Here is a 15,322-nt window from a genome sequence, read left to right as displayed (position 1 = left end):
GCTAGTGTTCGCTTGCAGGTTTGCCCACATCGCCGCCCTGCTCTCCAGCCGAATCAGCGTCGTCTGCCGTATCCGACTCACCTGAGGGGGCACTAGGCCCAGCTGGCCGGCCGGCTTCCTTCGGCGGCCGCGGCGGGCGACCGTTCATGACGTCGTCGATTTGATCGCGATCGATGGTCTCGAACTTCATCAAGGCATCCGCCATGGCATGCAGGATCTCGACGTTGTTCTCGAGGATTCGTTTCGCCTCGGCGTAATTTTCCTCAACGATCCGACGGACCTCTTCATCGATCGCATGCGCGGTCTCATCCGAGATCGTCTTGTGCTGGGTGACCTGATGCCCCAGAAAGACCTCGCCTTCATCTTCACCGTAGGCCAGTGGCCCCATCTTGTCGGACAGACCCCACTTAGTGACCATGTTGCGCGCGATCTCAGTCACTCGCTGAATATCGTTCTGCGCACCCGTGGTCACCCGCTCCGTTCCAAAGATCATCTCCTCAGCGATGCGGCCACCAAACAGCCCACAGATCGAACTATTCAAGCGCAGCTTGGTGTAGCTATACCGGTCTTCCTCGGGCAAGAACATCGTGACACCCAACGCGCGGCCGCGCGGGATAATCGTCACCTTGTGCACCGGATCGTGCTCCGGAACCCGCAAGCCAACAATGGCGTGACCCGCCTCATGATAGGCGGTTAGGCGCTTTTCATCCTCGGTCATGACCATGGACTTGCGCTCGGCGCCCATCATGATCTTGTCCTTGGCGTCCTCGAAATCCTGCTGGTCGACGACGCGCTTGTTACGCCGAGCCGCGAACAAGGCCGCCTCATTTACCAGGTTCGCCAGGTCGGCACCCGAGAACCCAGGACAGCCACGGGCGATGATACGTGCATCGACGTCCTCGGCGATCGGTGTCTTGTTCATGTGCACCGAGAGAATCTGTTCCCGGCCGCGAACATCCGGCAGCGGCACCACGACCTGGCGGTCAAACCGGCCCGGACGCAGCAACGCGGGATCCAGCACGTCCGGGCGGTTAGTCGCTGCGATGACGATGATGCCCTCATTGCCCTCGAAACCGTCCATCTCGACCAGCATCTGGTTGAGTGTCTGCTCGCGCTCGTCATGACCACCGCCGAGCCCCGCGCCGCGCTGGCGCCCCACAGCGTCCAGCTCGTCAATAAAGATAATGCAGGGGGCCTGTTTCTTGGCCTGCGCGAACATGTCGCGTACGCGGGAGGCACCCACGCCCACGAACATTTCCACGAAGTCCGAGCCGGAGATGCTGAAAAACGGCACCCGCGCCTCGCCGGCGATGGCCTTGGCCAGCAGGGTCTTACCTGTACCCGGTGGGCCGACCATCAACACGCCACGAGGAATCGTGCCGCCAAGGCGCTGGAACTTGGACGGATCTCGCAAAAACTCGACCAGCTCGACAACGTCCTGCTTGGCCTCTTCCACGCCGGCAACGTCCTTGAAGGTCACCTTGACCTGCTCGTCAGACATCATTTTGGCGCGGCTTTTACCGAACGACATGGCGCCCCGACCACCGCCACCGCCCTGCATCTGGCGCATGAAATAGATCCACACACCGATCAGGAGCAGGAAGGGGAACCAGGAGATGAGAATCTGCAGCAGCATGCTGCGACCTTCGGGCTCTTCGGCACGGATACTGACCCCGTTGTCCATCAGCTGTCCGATGAGCGCGTTGTTCTCACTCTCCGGGCTGTAGGTGCTGAAGTTCGACCCATCGGAGCGGGTACCGCGGATGACCGGCCCTTTAATCGTCACCGAATCTACCCGGCCGCTATCAACCTCGCCAAGGAACTGCGAGTACGGGACTTCTTGCGCGGTTGTTCCCTGACCCTGGAAATTACTGAAGACCGACATCAACACAACAGCGATGACGACCCAGAGGATCAGATTCTTGGCCATGTCGTTCAAGACGGCTTACCTCAAATCGTGGTTTTGACTACAAACCCTACTACGCCCGAAAGCCCCGGGCCAGCAAATAGACCTCGCGACTTCGATTTCTAGAGGCCTCAGGCTTTCTGGATTGCACCTTGGCGAAGCGCTCGCGCATGGCCTTTAGCAATTCATCAAACCCTTGACCCTGAAAAACTTTGACCAGAAGGCCGCCACCCGGGTTCAACCGCTCCTGGCAGAAATCGAGCGCCAGTTCGGCAAGAAACATCGAGCGCGGCTGATCAACCGCTTTCTGTCCTGAGAGATTGGGGGCCATGTCCGACATTACAAGGTCTACGCCCGACCCAGCGAGTGCCGCATCGAGCTGCGCCAGCCCCTCATCGCGACTAAAGTCGGCCTGCACGAACGTGACATTCGGCACCGGCAGCATCTCCAGCAGGTCGATGGCGACAACCCGCCCTGAGGGTCCGACTTTGCTTGCCGCGTAGGCGCTCCACCCGCCCGGGGCGGCACCCAGATCCACCACAGACTGACCGCGGCTCAGTAGCTGATCACGCTCATCGATCTCCTCGAGCTTGAAAACCGCGCGGGATCGCAAGCCGCGCCGCTGTGCCTCTCGAACGTAGGGATCGTTGAAGTGCTCTTTTAGCCAGCGCTGACTGCCGCGACTCCGGGGCATCGCTCACGCGTCCTCATCGGTGGATCGGACTTGGCCAACCGCCCGGCGCGTCCGCAAGGCAAGCCAGCCACCCAGCCCAAAACCTGAACCCGCCAACAGCCCCAGTTCGGTCCAGTGGCCAAGATCCAGACGCCAGATCACAATGACCACACCCACCACCAGGCCCAGCACGACGGCCAACTCGAGTTTGACCGCGTCTAACGGGCCAGGCGGCTTACTCGTACCGAACCTCGACGATCTCATAGGCACGCTGCCCGCCCGGCGCCTGGACATCCACGACATCCCCTTCTTCCTTACCGATGAGTGCCCGGGCAATCGGTGACTGCACCGAAACTCGACCGGCCTTGATGTCCGCTTCGTCCTCGCCAACGATTTGGTAGGTTTTCTCCGTGCCATCGGCTTCATCCGACAGCACCACGGTGACGCCGAAGACGACTTTGCCCGTCGCAGGCAATGCCGTGACGTCGATGACCTGCGCGTTTGAGAGCTTTGATTCGATTTCGGCGATCCGCCCCTCAATAAACCCCTGTTGCTCGCGCGCCGCGTGATACTCGGCATTCTCTTTCAGATCACCATGGGCCCGGGCCTCAGCGATCGCCTTGATCACGGCCGGACGGTCGGTGCCCTTGAGTTGATTCAGCTCTTCGCGCAGCTTTTCGGCGCCGCGCACAGTCAGTGGTGTTTTGCTCATGCACTGGCCTCCGTGTGCAGATCCTGGAGTGATCGAACGGTGTTTGACTCCAGGTAATCGAGGGCCTGACAGGTCGCACGCGCACCGGCCATCGTCGTGGTGTAGCACACCTTATGATGGAGTGCTTCGCGGCGAATAGAGAAGGAGTCCGCAATCGCCTGGCGACCCTCAGTTGTGTTGATAATCAGATCAATACCACCATTTTTGATGGCATCAACAATATGCGGACGCCCCTCAGCGACCTTATTGATCCCTTCGCAATCGATCCCCGCCTGATGGAGTATCGCTGCGGTTCCCTGCGTCGCCACCAGTCGAAAGCCCTTACGCAGCAGGTCACGAGCAACCGCTGGCGCAGAGGGCTTGTCTTCATCACGGACACTGATGAATACACAACCACTCTGGGGCAACTCAACCCCGGCGGCGAGTTGGGACTTGGCATAGGCCTCACCGAAGTGGGGCCCGATCCCCATGACCTCACCGGTGGACTTCATCTCCGGGCCGAGGATCGGGTCGACTCCCGGGAACTTAATAAAGGGGAAGACCGCCTCCTTGACGGCATAGACCGCTGGCACGACCTCGCGGGTGACGCCCTGGTCTGCAAGCATTTGCCCTACCATGCACCGAGCGGCAATTTTCGCCAGCGGCAGGCCAATGGCCTTCGAAACGAATGGCACGGTTCGTGAGGCACGCGGATTGACCTCCAGAACGAAGACCTCGTCGCCTTTAATGGCGAACTGGGCGTTCATCAGGCCGACAACCCCCAGCCGCAAAGCCATCTCGCGCATCTGCTCACGCAGCCGGTCACTCACCTGCGGCGCAAGGCTGTAAGGCGGCAGCGAGCAGGCCGAGTCACCCGAATGCACGCCGGCCTGCTCGATATGCTCCATGATCCCGCCAATCAGGACGTCCTGGCCATCGCAGATGGCATCCACATCAACCTCGATGGCATCGTCCAGGAAGCGGTCTAGCAAGACCGGTGAGTCATTGGAGACCTTGACCGCCTCGCGCATGTACTGCGCGAGCTCGGACTCTTGATACACGATTTCCATCGCCCGACCACCCAGAACATAAGAGGGACGCACGACGAGCGGGTACCCGATCTCCTCAGCCAGGCGAAAGGCCTCATCCGCACTGGTGGCGGTTCGGTTCGGCGGCTGCTGCAGGGCGGCTGCGTTGATCAGACCCTGAAAGCGCTCGCGATCCTCCGCCAGGTCGATGGAATCGGGCGTCGTCCCGATAATCGGCGCACCGAAGGCCTCGAGATCCCGCGCCAGTTTCAGTGGGGTCTGGCCGCCGTACTGAATGACAATGCCCTCGGGCTGCTCGGTCTCGACGATCTCGAGCACGTCCTCCAGCGTGAGTGGTTCGAAATACAGGCGATCCGAGGTGTCGTAATCGGTCGAAACTGTCTCGGGGTTACAGTTGACCATGATCGTCTCGTAACCGTCCTCGCGCAGCGCAAGCGCCGCGTGGACGCAACAATAGTCGAACTCGATGCCCTGGCCGATCCGGTTAGGGCCGCCCCCGAGGATCATGATCTTGCGCCGGTCGGTCGGCGCGGCCTCGTCCTCTTCTTCGTAAGTGGAGTACATGTAGGCGGTTGCCGTTGCGAACTCGGCCGCACAAGAGTCAACGCGCTTGTAAACCGGGCGCACGCCAAGTCCGCGGCGATGCGCTCGCACGGCATGCTCGTCTTCATCAATGAGTCGCGCAATACGCGCATCCGAAAAGCCTCGGCGCTTCAGCGACCGCATCGCCGCCTCATCGAGATTGGCAAGCGCGCAGCCTGCCAGCGCCTGCTCACGGCTGACCAGGTCCTCAACTTGCGCAAGAAACCAGCGATCAATCCACGTGTGGCCAAAGACGGTGTCCAGCTCGAGGCCCGCGCGAAAACCATCGGCCACCCAGAGCAAGCGCTCGGGTCCCGGCAATCTGAGCTCGCGCGTCACCGTGTCGACGAAGTCGCTATCCGTCGCCGGCAGCCGCGGATCAAGCCCCTCCAGTCCGTTCTCAAGCCCACGCAGCGCCTTTTGCAAAGACTCCTGAAAAGTCCGCCCGATGGCCATGACCTCGCCCACTGATTTCATCTGCGTGGTCAGCACCGGCTTGGTGCGCATGAACTTCTCGAAGGTAAAACGCGGGATCTTGGTGACGACGTAGTCAATGCTGGGCTCAAAAGAGGCGGGCGTCAGGCCACCCGTGATCTCGTTCCGCAGCTCATCGAGGGTATAGCCCACAGCCAGTTTTGCGGCGACCTTGGCAATTGGGAAACCCGTGGCCTTGGATGCCAGCGCTGAGGAGCGGGAGACGCGCGGGTTCATCTCGATCACCACCAGCCGGCCGTTATCCGGGTTGATGGCAAACTGCACATTCGACCCGCCGGTCTCCACGCCAATTTCACGCAGGACAGCCAGCGAGGCATCCCGCATCAACTGATATTCCTTATCGGTGAGCGTCTGCGCTGGCGCCACCGTAATGGAATCGCCCGTGTGCACGCCCATGGGATCGAGATTTTCGATGGCGCAGATAATGATGCCGTTGTCCGCGCGGTCCCTGACCACCTCCATCTCAAACTCTTTCCAACCCAGCACGGACTCTTCAATCAGGAGTTCGTTGGTCGGTGAAAGATCCAGACCCCGTTCGCAAATGTCATTGAATTCTTCTGCGTTATACGCAATGCCGCCACCACTCCCTCCCAGCGTGAATGACGGGCGAATGATCGTGGGAAAGCCAATGTCGCGCTGAGCCTCGGCGGCCTGCTCCATGCTGTGGGCGACATGTGCGCGTGGCGTATCCAATCCGATCCGCGCCATGGCCTGCCGGAACGCCTCCCGATCCTCGGCCATATCGATTGCCGCTTTCGTGGCGCCAATCATCTCAACACCGAACTGTGCCAGCACGCCGTGGCGGTCGAGATCCAGTGCGCAATTCAGTGCGGTCTGCCCACCCATCGTGGGGAGAACCACATCCGGGCGCTCTCGCTCGATGATGTTGGCCACGACCTGCCATTGAATCGGCTCGACATAGACCGCGTCCGCCATCTCGGGGTCGGTCATAATCGTGGCCGGGTTCGAGTTGACGAGGATGACCCGATACCCCTCCTCGCGCAGCGCCTTGCAGGCCTGGGCGCCGGAATAGTCGAATTCACAGGCCTGACCGATGACGATCGGCCCGGCCCCGATGATCAGAATGCTCTGGATGTCAGTGCGCTTGGGCATGTGCAGTTAACCAGTCAGTGCGTCAGGCCGCCGTGCGACGGGCAGCCATCAGATCGACAAAATGGGCGAAAAGGGGTGAGACATCGTGCGGCCCCGGGCTTGCCTCCGGATGGCCCTGAAAACTGAAAGCCGGCCGATCCGTTAACCGAACCCCCTGAAGTGACCCATCGAACAGCGAACGATTCATGACTTCAACATTGTCAGGAAGGCTATCGGCATCGATGGCAAAGCCATGATTCTGGCTTGAAATCATCACCTGCCCACCGGCCATATCAACAACCGGGTGGTTAGCGCCGTGATGACCGAACTTCATCTTCAGACTGTCCGCACCAGCCGCCAACCCCAGTAACTGATGGCCCAGACAAATGCCGAACACCGGCATGTGCCCGTCGAGAAACCGCCGCGTTGCGTTAATCGCATAGTCGAGGGGCTCAGGGTCGCCCGGACCGTTGGAGAGAAAGACCCCATCCGGGTTGAGCGCAAGCACCTCCTCGGCTGAGGTTTTTGCCGGCACGACGGTCACCCGACAACCATGATCCACCAGCTTGCGCAGAATATTGCGCTTGATGCCAAAGTCATACGCGACCACATGCCACGGCAAATCAGCTGATGCCCGCGGCGCAGGCTCCTGCTCCTCATGATCCAGCGACCACGTTCCGAGGTACCACTCATAGGTGCGCTGGGTTGTGACATGCGAGACCAGATCACGGCCCGTGAGCTCGGGATGCGCCCGCGCCGCCTGGATCGCTGCCTCAGGTGCCGGGCTGTTCCCCGAGACAATACAACCGCGTTGAGCACCTTTTTCCCGGAGCAAGCGGGTCAGGCGGCGCGTATCGATATCGCTGATTCCGACCACGCCATTTCGGGCCAGGTAGCCAGGCAGATCTTCTGTAGCACGCCAGCTGCTCATGCGCACGGGCGTATCGCGAATAATGAGCCCGGAGAGCTGAGCCCCTTCCGCCTCTTCATCGAGCGCATTCGCCCCGGTATTACCAATGTGCGGGTAGGTCAGCGTGACCATCTGCCCGTAATAAGAGGGGTCCGTACAGATTTCCTGATAACCGGTCATGGCCGTGTTGAAACACACCTCACCGGTCGTTTGCCCTCGTGCGCCAAGGGCGCTGCCAAGGAATACCGACCCGTCTTCAAGTGCCAGAATTGCGCTATCGGTCAAGCTTGTGATCCCCGTCTGCTCGCAAAAACGGGAGGGATCAAGAGAACCCTCCCGTCGATGACATCAACCTGAAAAGTTTACGCCGGGGCCCGCCCTTGCGCCACCCCCGCGCCAGGGGCTACCTTACCGCTCTTTGGTCGCGATTCGGCGACCGCTCAACCCGGTTTGACCAGAACATGAATGCGCTCTCGCTGCGCCACCTCAACAAGACTTACCCTGGCGGTGTAACCGCGCTCCAAGATATCGACCTTGAGGTCGCTCCCGGCGACTTTTTCGGCCTGCTTGGGCCCAATGGCGCCGGGAAGACGACCATTATCGGGACGGTGGCCTCACTGGTGACCCCGACCAGCGGGACAGTGGAAGTATTCGGCCACGACATCATCAAGAACCCGTGGGAGGCCAAATCCAACATCGGCCTTGTTCCCCAGGAGTTCAACTTCAATCAGTTCGAGACCGTCAATCAGATCGTCACGAATCAGGCCGGTTATTACGGCATTGATCGGCGAACCGCCCAGGATCGGGCCGAGCGATATCTGCGAGAGCTTGATTTATGGGGTAAGCGTGATGCCAGCTCCCGATCACTCTCCGGTGGGATGAAACGCCGGCTCATGATTGCCCGGGCCCTCGTGCACGAGCCCCAGTTGCTTATCCTCGACGAGCCGACGGCCGGTGTCGACATTGAGCTGCGTCGGTCGATGTGGACGTTCCTTCGACAGATGAACGAGCGTGGCACCACCATTATCCTGACGACCCATTATCTGGAAGAGGCGGAGTCACTGTGCCGCAACATCGGCATCATTGACGGCGGCCGCATTGTTGAGAACACGAATGTGCGCGACCTGCTGGCCAAGCTGAAAAGCCAGAGTTTTCTGCTGGACATCAGCACACCGGTCAATCAACTTCCGGAATTACCCGACTTTCATGTTGTCCCGGTAGATGAGCGCACAGTGGAAATTGAAATCCGGGGCGACCAGACGCTCAGCCATCTCTTTGCCGAGCTCAGCGGCAGCGGTGTCGAGGTAACCAGCATGAAAAACAAATCGAATCGCCTTGAAGAGCTTTTCGTGCGGATGCTCGGGAAAAGCGCAACGGCCGCCACCGACGGAGGGCCCTGACATGGCCTCTCTCTACCCGGCCTATCCGCGACAAACCCTGGTCGCCCTTCAAACGCTGGTCTGGAAAGAGACTCAGCGCTACCTGCGCATCTGGGTCCAGACCCTCGTACCACCGGCGATAACCATGTCGCTGTATTTCGTCATCTTTGGCAGCCTCATCGGCTCCCGCGTAGGGCCCATGGACGGCTACAGCTTTATGGAGTTTATTGCCCCTGGCATCATCATGATGTCAGTCATTACCAACTCCTATACCAACGTCGTTTCCTCATTCTTTGGTGCGAAGTTCCAGCGTCATATTGAAGAGCTGCTGGTTTCGCCCACGCCCAATTACGTCATCCTGGCCGGTTACGTCGCCGGCGGTGTGGGACGGGGTCTGTTTACCGGGTTGATCGTAACGATCATTGCGAGCTTTTTTGCTGACCTGAGCATTCACAGCATTCCCGTGACCATCTCCGTCGTTTTCCTGACTGCCGTGCTGTTCTCGATTGGTGGCTTCCTGAATGGCGTATTTGCCAAGAAGTTTGACGACATCGCGATCGTGCCAACCTTTATTCTCACGCCCCTGACTTATCTCGGCGGCGTCTTTTACTCCGTGTCGCTCTTGCCCGACTTCTGGCAGGTCATGTCACTCGCTAACCCGATCCTGTATATGGTGAACGCCTTTCGCTACGGGATCCTGGGCAGTTCAGACATTCCGCTGACGATTGCCTATGCCCTGATTCTTGGTTTCATTGCCCTGGGCACCTGGCTGAGCTTGTGGCTACTGCAGCATGGCACCGGGTTACGCAGCTAATGAATCTGGAGCGCACGCCACTGCTGACGGATCTGTACGAGCTCACCATGCTCCAGACCTACTACGAGCACGACATGACGGGCGACGCCGTGTTCGAGTTGTTCATGCGCCGCACACCCCGACGTGGATTTTTTGTGGCCGCCGGTCTGCAGCAGGCGCTGGAATGGCTGGAGCAGCTGCAGTTCAAGCCCCATGAGCTGGATTGGATGCGCCGCTGCGGCTTCTTCTCGGACGCATTCGTGCAGCGGATGGCGGATTTTCGATTTACCGGGCATGTCTCGGCGTTGCCCGAGGGCACGGTCTTTTTTGCCGAAGAACCGCTGGTTCAGATTGTTGCGCCGCTGCCCGAAGCGCAATTTATCGAGTCTCGCCTAATGAACATCCTGCACTATCAAACGCTGATCGCCAGCAAGGCGGCTCGCTGCCAGATTGCCGCTCGCGACCTGCCTGTCATCGACTTTGGCATGCGCCGGGCCCATGGCGGCGAGGCAGGCACATGGGCTGCGCGCGCCTGCTACATCGCGGGCTTTTCTGCCACGGCGACCTGTCTGGCCAGTGCGCGCTACGACATACCAGCGACAGGCACGATGGCGCACGCGTTTGTCCTGGCCCATGACAGCGAGAGCGAGGCCTTCGAGCGCTTCGCCCGCAGCCACCCGGACAACGTCGTATTGTTGATTGACACCTATGATGTCGCGCGGGGCGCTCGACGGGTCGTCGAACTTGCCGAACGGCTGCAGCCCGAAGGCATCCAGGTACAGGGGGTTCGAATTGACAGCGGCGACCTCGTGGCCAATGCCCGCATGACCCGCGAAATACTCGACGCTGGGGGCCTTACCTCAACCCGCATTCTGGTGAGCGGTGGCCTTGACGAATACCGAATTGCCGACTTAGTGGCGGCCGGTGCGCCCATTGATGGCGTCGGCGTCGGCTCAAGCGTCGATACCTCCGCCGATGTGCCGTTTCTTGATTCGGCTTACAAGCTGCACCAATACGAGGGCAAGCCCCGCGGCAAGCATGCCGAGGGTAAAACCGATCTCCCCGGTCGCAAACAAATCGTTCGCCAGGTTGACCCGAACGGATCACTTTCACGGGATATCCTGTGTCTTACCGACGAGGCAGTCGAGGGAACCGCGCTGCTCAAGCCGGTGATGGATGGCGGTAAGCAACTACCAGGCGTCGATGAAGGGCTGAGCGCCGCCCGGCAACGCTGTGCCGACAGCTTAGGCCAACTCCCAGCGGCATTGAGAGCGCTCAATGAACCAGGGGATCATCCGGTAACACTCAGCGAAGGACTGGTTGCTCTACGCGAGACCCTCATCGCGCGCACTCGCACTGCTGACCATCCCGATCATTGAATAAGCCGGCTCCTAATTTACGAGGCCGGCCAAGCGATCATCTAGTCGACGCGGAGCTCGTCGAGGGAACGGCCACTGCCTTCCCATTCTTTAACCCAGCCGGGCTTGCGGCCGCGACCAGACCAGGTCTTGCTGGCATCGGCGGGATGCTGGAAACGTACTTTACCTTTTGCGCGGGGCCGACTGGGCTGCCCACCCATCAGGTCCGTCAGACTGAAACCATAGCGCTCAGCAACCTGTTTCAGCTCCTGCTGCGCTTTTCTCGCATCCTCCTTGCGGCGACCGTTGATTTCCTTATCGATGTCTTTTTTCAGCTGATTAAGCTGCTCGGTCGTGTAATTGGAGAGATCCATACTAGCCTCGTTTATCGTGCTAAAAAGAGAGTTTTCAACTAATCAAAGTATAGGCGATATCCACCGAATAAAACAAATACCATTGAGCGTAAATTCATTCTTTTTAAGGCCACTTTGATGGAGATTTTCGATGCAGGCAGCGCTTTCCGCAACACCCGGCGTGCTCACAGTGGAGCTCGAGCCATCGGCGATTCTTTCTACACGTCCTCCTGAGCCGCTAAGTCGTGATAATGCCGAATTACTTGCCGGTCCGATTGCCGATGATCTACGTCGAATCATTGGTGACGAGATTGTCGACGCCGGCCTGATCCTGCCAGCGGCCCTGTACGACCTGACAGAAATCCTTCGGCCGGGCTTACCCATGGTGGAAGCGCTGCTCGACATTTACCGCGGCAGCCTGCGCGGCGGCCCATTTATCCCACAGCTACTGGCCCTTGGAAGCTCAGGTGGGCGATTTCCGGAATCAGCGGTGGCACCGGCGCGGCGACCTGGCTCTGGCCCCCTGCTTGTCCTCCCTTTTGCGCTAGTCGCTCCCGGACCCCAATTGGATGCATTGCGAAGTCAACTCGAGCAGGTTCTGCTGGAAAAAGGCCGGGCTGGTCTCCCCACTGACCGAGCGCTCCGCCAGCTGCTGGGCGTTGAACCCGTGCATTTGAGTTATGTCACCTTTCATGACCTGTCCGCTCTTTTGAAAGTGCAGCTAGAGCACGCTGAATTTAGCGGTCTTTGGCAGTTACTCGAGGGCGCCCTCTATCGCCCGGATCAAATTGAGCGCGTAAGCCTTGAAACCCATAATCAATTCATCGGAATGGGCGGTACCGTATGGACTCCGTGGCTAACCTACGATGTCTGGGCTGCTCGCCATCAAGCCAATAACCGGGACGCTGAGGCTGGCTATGTGCAATGGATGCAAATTCAGCGGCAGTATATGGCGGGGCTCGAGAGCCACGGTATCGAAGTGCGTGTGGTGGAGCCAAAGCCCGGCTTGGATGCTGATGACCCCGAGGTCGCACTCGGCATTGCCCAAGCGCATAGCCTCGATAGCGAAGCGAGTTGGTTTCGGGAAACCATTGCCCGAAAAACCGATGCTGGCCCCGTTAGCGTCGTCAGCCTGACCGAGCAGTCAAGCCCACTACTTGGGCCGATCGCCTATACAGCCCTCCTCCAGGCCGAGAATGGAACGCTGATTGAGCTAAGCCATGACTACCCTATCCAGGAGTCCGGTATTCGTGACCTGCAAGCTGACTGGGAGGCTAGAGCTCAGGCGCTGGGCGCGACCTACCACCTGGAGCGCCCAGGCGTTGTGACGGCCAGCGGCGAGCCGGCCAGTCTTCAGCCCTGGCTTGAATTTGGGGGGCGTGCCTAATCTAGCCGATGGAGTCGCATGGGATGTATACGGAATTAGGGATTAAGCAGTACCCAATCCCAATCACCGCTTTCCGCGCGATAAGCCCGCTCGCGATCGTGCAGCCGGCCTTCGCGCCCCTGCCAGAACTCCAGCATGTCAGGACGAAGGCGATAACCGCCCCAGTGGGGTGGGCGGGTCACCGGCTGTCCCTCAAAGCGAGCCTCAATCGCCTCCACTTGGGCATCAAACGCCGCCCGACTCTCCAGCACCTCAGACTGCTGCGAGGCCCAGGCGCCGATCTGGCTCAAGCGAGGGCGACTCGCGAAGTACGCATCAGACTCGGCATCACTGACCGGCTGCACAGCGCCCTCAATCATTACCTGACGCTGCAGCGGCTCCCAGTGGAAGGTCAGGGCCGCACGCGGATTAGCAGCAAGCTGCCGCCCTTTACGACTGCGCCCGTTCGAATAAAAAACGAACCCCGCTTCGTCAAACTGCTTGAGCAGAACCGTGCGCGCGCTCGGGCGACCATCCGCCGTCGCGGTCGCCAGATTCATTGCCGTGGCATCGACAATGCCTTCTGTCTCATGGGCCTCGTCTAACCACTCTCTGAACCGCTGGATCGCGGCCTCATAATTACTCATGCCGTTTGTTATCCCGCTTGTCTGTTGGCTCAACCGTGAGGGTGAGCCCGTCAATATCAGTGACTTTGACCCGATCACCAATCGCGAGATCGTAGTCACTCTGAGCGCGCCAGCGCTCACTCTCAGTCACCACGCGAAGCGCCGGCTCCGTGGCAACCACCTCGGCTTCGGTATCCAGCAGGTGAGAGACACCGGCAACACCGCGTCGTTGGAAGGCCCGCATGGCCAGGGTGGCCGTGCCCATAAAGATAACCAAACTCGCCGCGGTCACGCCGCCCACGAGCATGATCGAGAGCTCAAAACCCGGGCCTTCTGCTTCGAACAACAGCACGGATCCCAACCCGAAGGCGAGGACACCGCCAATACCGAGCGCACCAAAAGAGGGTGCCAGAGCCTCACCGATCATGAACAGCACACCCAGTGCAAGCAAGCCGAGTCCGGCGAAGTTGACCGGCAGCGCCTGGAGCGCAAAAAGCGCCAGCAAAAGCGAAATGCCACCGATCACCCCAGGGACCAGCGCGCCCGGATTGGCGAGCTCAAAGATCAGCCCATAGATCCCCACCAGCAGGAGAATGTAGGCCACGTTGGGGTTGGTGATCGTGGCAAGTAGCTGATCTCGCCAATCAGGCGCCTGATCCTCGATCTGAGCGCCCTGCAGTTCCAGCGTGAGGTCCTCGCCGTTGATTTCGATACCGCGCCCTTCAGCTTGCGCTAAGAGATCTGCGGTGTCGCTCGCGACCAGATCGGCCACATTCTCGTCAACCGCTGCCTGGGCAGAGAGGCTTACCGCGTCTCTAACCGCACGCTCGGCCCAATCCGCATTACGACCGCGCAACTCCGCGAGCGAGCGGATATAGGCCACGGCATCGTTGATCATCTTGCGTTCACTGGCGGACTCTGGGGCGTCGTCAGACGCCTCTTCATCCTCACCCTCATTTGCTGGTCCGGGCAGGCCCCCGCCCCCCACGCGCACGGGCGTTGCCGCGCCCAGATTAGTGCCTGGGGCCATGGCAGCCACATGGGTGGCATACAAGATATACGTCCCAGCGCTCGCTGCCCGCGCCCCGGATGGCGCGACGTGGCCCAATACAGGGATGGGGCTATCAAGGATGGCGCTAATGATGTCGCGCATGGCCGGATCGAGGCCACCTGGCGTGTCCATCCTCAGAACGACCGCATCGACATTCGCTGCTTGCGCTTCCTCCAGCCCATCCACGACGTAATCAGCTGTAGCCGGTCCAATTGGCCCATCAATGATGAGGACATGCACGGTCTGGCCGACAACCGGTCCAGCGAACAGGAGAGCAATCAAGGCGATGAGGCTACGCATGCCTGCTCTGATCACAGGCGCTGAGGGAGGTTCCCGTCAGCGCTCCAGTGCATCGACGATGCGCTGGCGAACGGCCTCGATCGCACCGCGGCCGTCGACCGAGACGTACCGCGGGGCGGTCTCGCCACCCGCGGCGGCACGCTGCTGATAATACTCAACCAACGGCCGTGTCTGCTCATGGTAGACGGCCAGACGCTGGCGAACCGTTTCTTCTCGGTCATCTTCTCGCTGTACCAGCGGCTCGCCGGTGACATCGTCCTTCCCAGCCTCTGCAGGCGGCGCATTGTCGATGTGATATACGCGCCCGGATCCTGGATGACACCGGCGGCCAGCCATTCGAGCCACAATGTCCTCATCGTCGACCTGAATTTCGACCACGGCATCAATCATGACGCCCGCGTCCTGCAGGGCGTCGGCCTGCGCAATCGTCCGCGGGAAGCCATCAAACAAGAATCCATCAGCGCAGTCAGGCTCCGCAATCCGTTCACGCACGAGGCCAATAATGATGTCGTCTGACACTAATTCGCCAGCATCCATGACAGCTTTGGCGGCGCGGCCTAACTCCGTGCCGGCTTTCACCGCAGCCCGGAGCATGTCACCAGTGGAAATCTGCGGAATCCCGTAGGTCTCACAAAGGGCTGCTGCCTGCGTGCCCTTACCCGCGCCTGGTGGACCCAAAAGTATGATGCGCATGCCCC

14 protein-coding genes are annotated in these 15,322 nt (G+C 60.1%); 4 read left to right on the top strand and 10 right to left on the bottom strand.

Annotation, left to right across the window (positions count from 1 at the left end; genetic code table 11):
- Position 1 precedes the first annotated feature (1 nt).
- The 6 genes from ftsH to carA are packed head-to-tail and all read right to left on the bottom strand — an operon-like array spanning position 2 to position 7,683.
- Positions 2-1,930 (bottom strand): ATP-dependent zinc metalloprotease FtsH, encoded by a 1,929-nt coding sequence (gene ftsH / locus SPISAL_RS03115; protein ID WP_041389169.1) that lies wholly within the window; start codon positions 1,928-1,930, stop codon positions 2-4.
- A gap of 49 nt (positions 1,931-1,979) precedes the next feature.
- The gene (gene rlmE / locus SPISAL_RS03110) at positions 1,980-2,600 is read right to left on the bottom strand and encodes a 23S rRNA (uridine(2552)-2'-O)-methyltransferase RlmE (RefSeq protein WP_016353014.1); all 621 of its coding nucleotides are present in this window, start codon (positions 2,598-2,600) and stop codon (positions 1,980-1,982) included.
- Between the two features lie 3 nt (positions 2,601-2,603).
- Positions 2,604-2,843 carry a hypothetical protein gene (locus SPISAL_RS08925; RefSeq protein ID WP_187287976.1) on the bottom strand — a complete coding sequence of 80 codons (240 nt, stop codon included), beginning with the start codon at positions 2,841-2,843 and terminating at the stop codon, positions 2,604-2,606.
- The gene (gene greA / locus SPISAL_RS03105) at positions 2,815-3,291 is read right to left on the bottom strand and encodes a transcription elongation factor GreA (protein ID WP_016353013.1); all 477 of its coding nucleotides are present in this window, start codon (positions 3,289-3,291) and stop codon (positions 2,815-2,817) included. Before greA ends, SPISAL_RS08925 begins: the two co-directional genes overlap by 29 nt.
- Positions 3,288-6,509 (bottom strand): carbamoyl-phosphate synthase large subunit, encoded by a 3,222-nt coding sequence (gene carB, locus SPISAL_RS03100; RefSeq protein WP_016353012.1) that lies wholly within the window; start codon positions 6,507-6,509, stop codon positions 3,288-3,290. Before carB ends, greA begins: the two co-directional genes overlap by 4 nt.
- A 22-nt stretch (positions 6,510-6,531) precedes the next feature.
- Complete coding sequence (gene carA / locus SPISAL_RS03095; RefSeq protein ID WP_016353011.1) at positions 6,532-7,683, bottom strand: glutamine-hydrolyzing carbamoyl-phosphate synthase small subunit; 1,152 nt, start codon at positions 7,681-7,683, stop codon at positions 6,532-6,534.
- Positions 7,684-7,859: 176 nt separating this feature from the next.
- On the opposite strand from carA, the gene SPISAL_RS03090 reads away from it, so the two are divergent.
- From SPISAL_RS03090 to SPISAL_RS03080, 3 genes are read left to right on the top strand one after another with little or no spacing between them, the layout of a single operon-like run.
- Positions 7,860-8,798, top strand: coding sequence for an ABC transporter ATP-binding protein (locus SPISAL_RS03090; RefSeq protein WP_016353010.1), 939 nt, complete (start codon positions 7,860-7,862; stop codon positions 8,796-8,798).
- A gap of 1 nt (position 8,799) precedes the next feature.
- A complete protein-coding gene (locus tag SPISAL_RS03085; protein ID WP_016353009.1) occupies positions 8,800-9,591 on the top strand; it encodes an ABC transporter permease in 792 nt (263 codons plus the stop codon).
- Entirely contained in the window at positions 9,591-10,949 is a 1,359-nt protein-coding gene (locus SPISAL_RS03080; protein ID WP_016353008.1) for a nicotinate phosphoribosyltransferase, read from the top strand. The genes SPISAL_RS03085 and SPISAL_RS03080 overlap by 1 nt, the downstream gene beginning before the upstream one ends.
- Positions 10,950-10,990: 41 nt before the next feature.
- On the opposite strand, the gene SPISAL_RS03075 is transcribed toward SPISAL_RS03080, so the two are convergent.
- Positions 10,991-11,302 (bottom strand): H-NS histone family protein, encoded by a 312-nt coding sequence (locus SPISAL_RS03075; RefSeq protein ID WP_016353007.1) that lies wholly within the window; start codon positions 11,300-11,302, stop codon positions 10,991-10,993.
- 130 nt (positions 11,303-11,432) lie between these two features.
- Here SPISAL_RS03075 and SPISAL_RS03070 point away from each other — a divergent pair, with 130 nt between their 5' ends.
- Complete coding sequence (locus SPISAL_RS03070) at positions 11,433-12,668, top strand: hypothetical protein (protein ID WP_016353006.1); 1,236 nt, start codon at positions 11,433-11,435, stop codon at positions 12,666-12,668.
- Positions 12,669-12,703: 35 nt separating this feature from the next.
- On the opposite strand, the gene pdxH is transcribed toward SPISAL_RS03070, so the two are convergent.
- Genes pdxH through adk form a run of 3 tightly spaced genes read right to left on the bottom strand, consistent with a single transcriptional unit; the run spans position 12,704 to position 15,317 of the window.
- On the bottom strand, positions 12,704-13,294 hold the full coding sequence (pdxH, locus tag SPISAL_RS03065; protein ID WP_016353005.1) for a pyridoxamine 5'-phosphate oxidase: 591 nt from the start codon (positions 13,292-13,294) through the stop codon (positions 12,704-12,706).
- Positions 13,287-14,624: an NfeD family protein gene (locus SPISAL_RS03060; protein WP_016353004.1), complete on the bottom strand. Its 1,338-nt coding sequence runs from the start codon at positions 14,622-14,624 to the stop codon at positions 13,287-13,289. Before SPISAL_RS03060 ends, pdxH begins: the two co-directional genes overlap by 8 nt.
- Before the next feature lie 36 nt (positions 14,625-14,660).
- On the bottom strand, positions 14,661-15,317 hold the full coding sequence (gene adk, locus SPISAL_RS03055) for an adenylate kinase (RefSeq protein ID WP_016353003.1): 657 nt from the start codon (positions 15,315-15,317) through the stop codon (positions 14,661-14,663).
- Positions 15,318-15,322 lie beyond the last annotated feature (5 nt).

Origin of the sequence: Spiribacter salinus M19-40, assembly GCF_000319575.2 — a bacterium.
Taxonomy (GTDB): domain Bacteria; phylum Pseudomonadota; class Gammaproteobacteria; order Nitrococcales; family Nitrococcaceae; genus Spiribacter; species Spiribacter salinus.
This window is presented reverse-complemented; position numbering and strand designations above follow the sequence as displayed.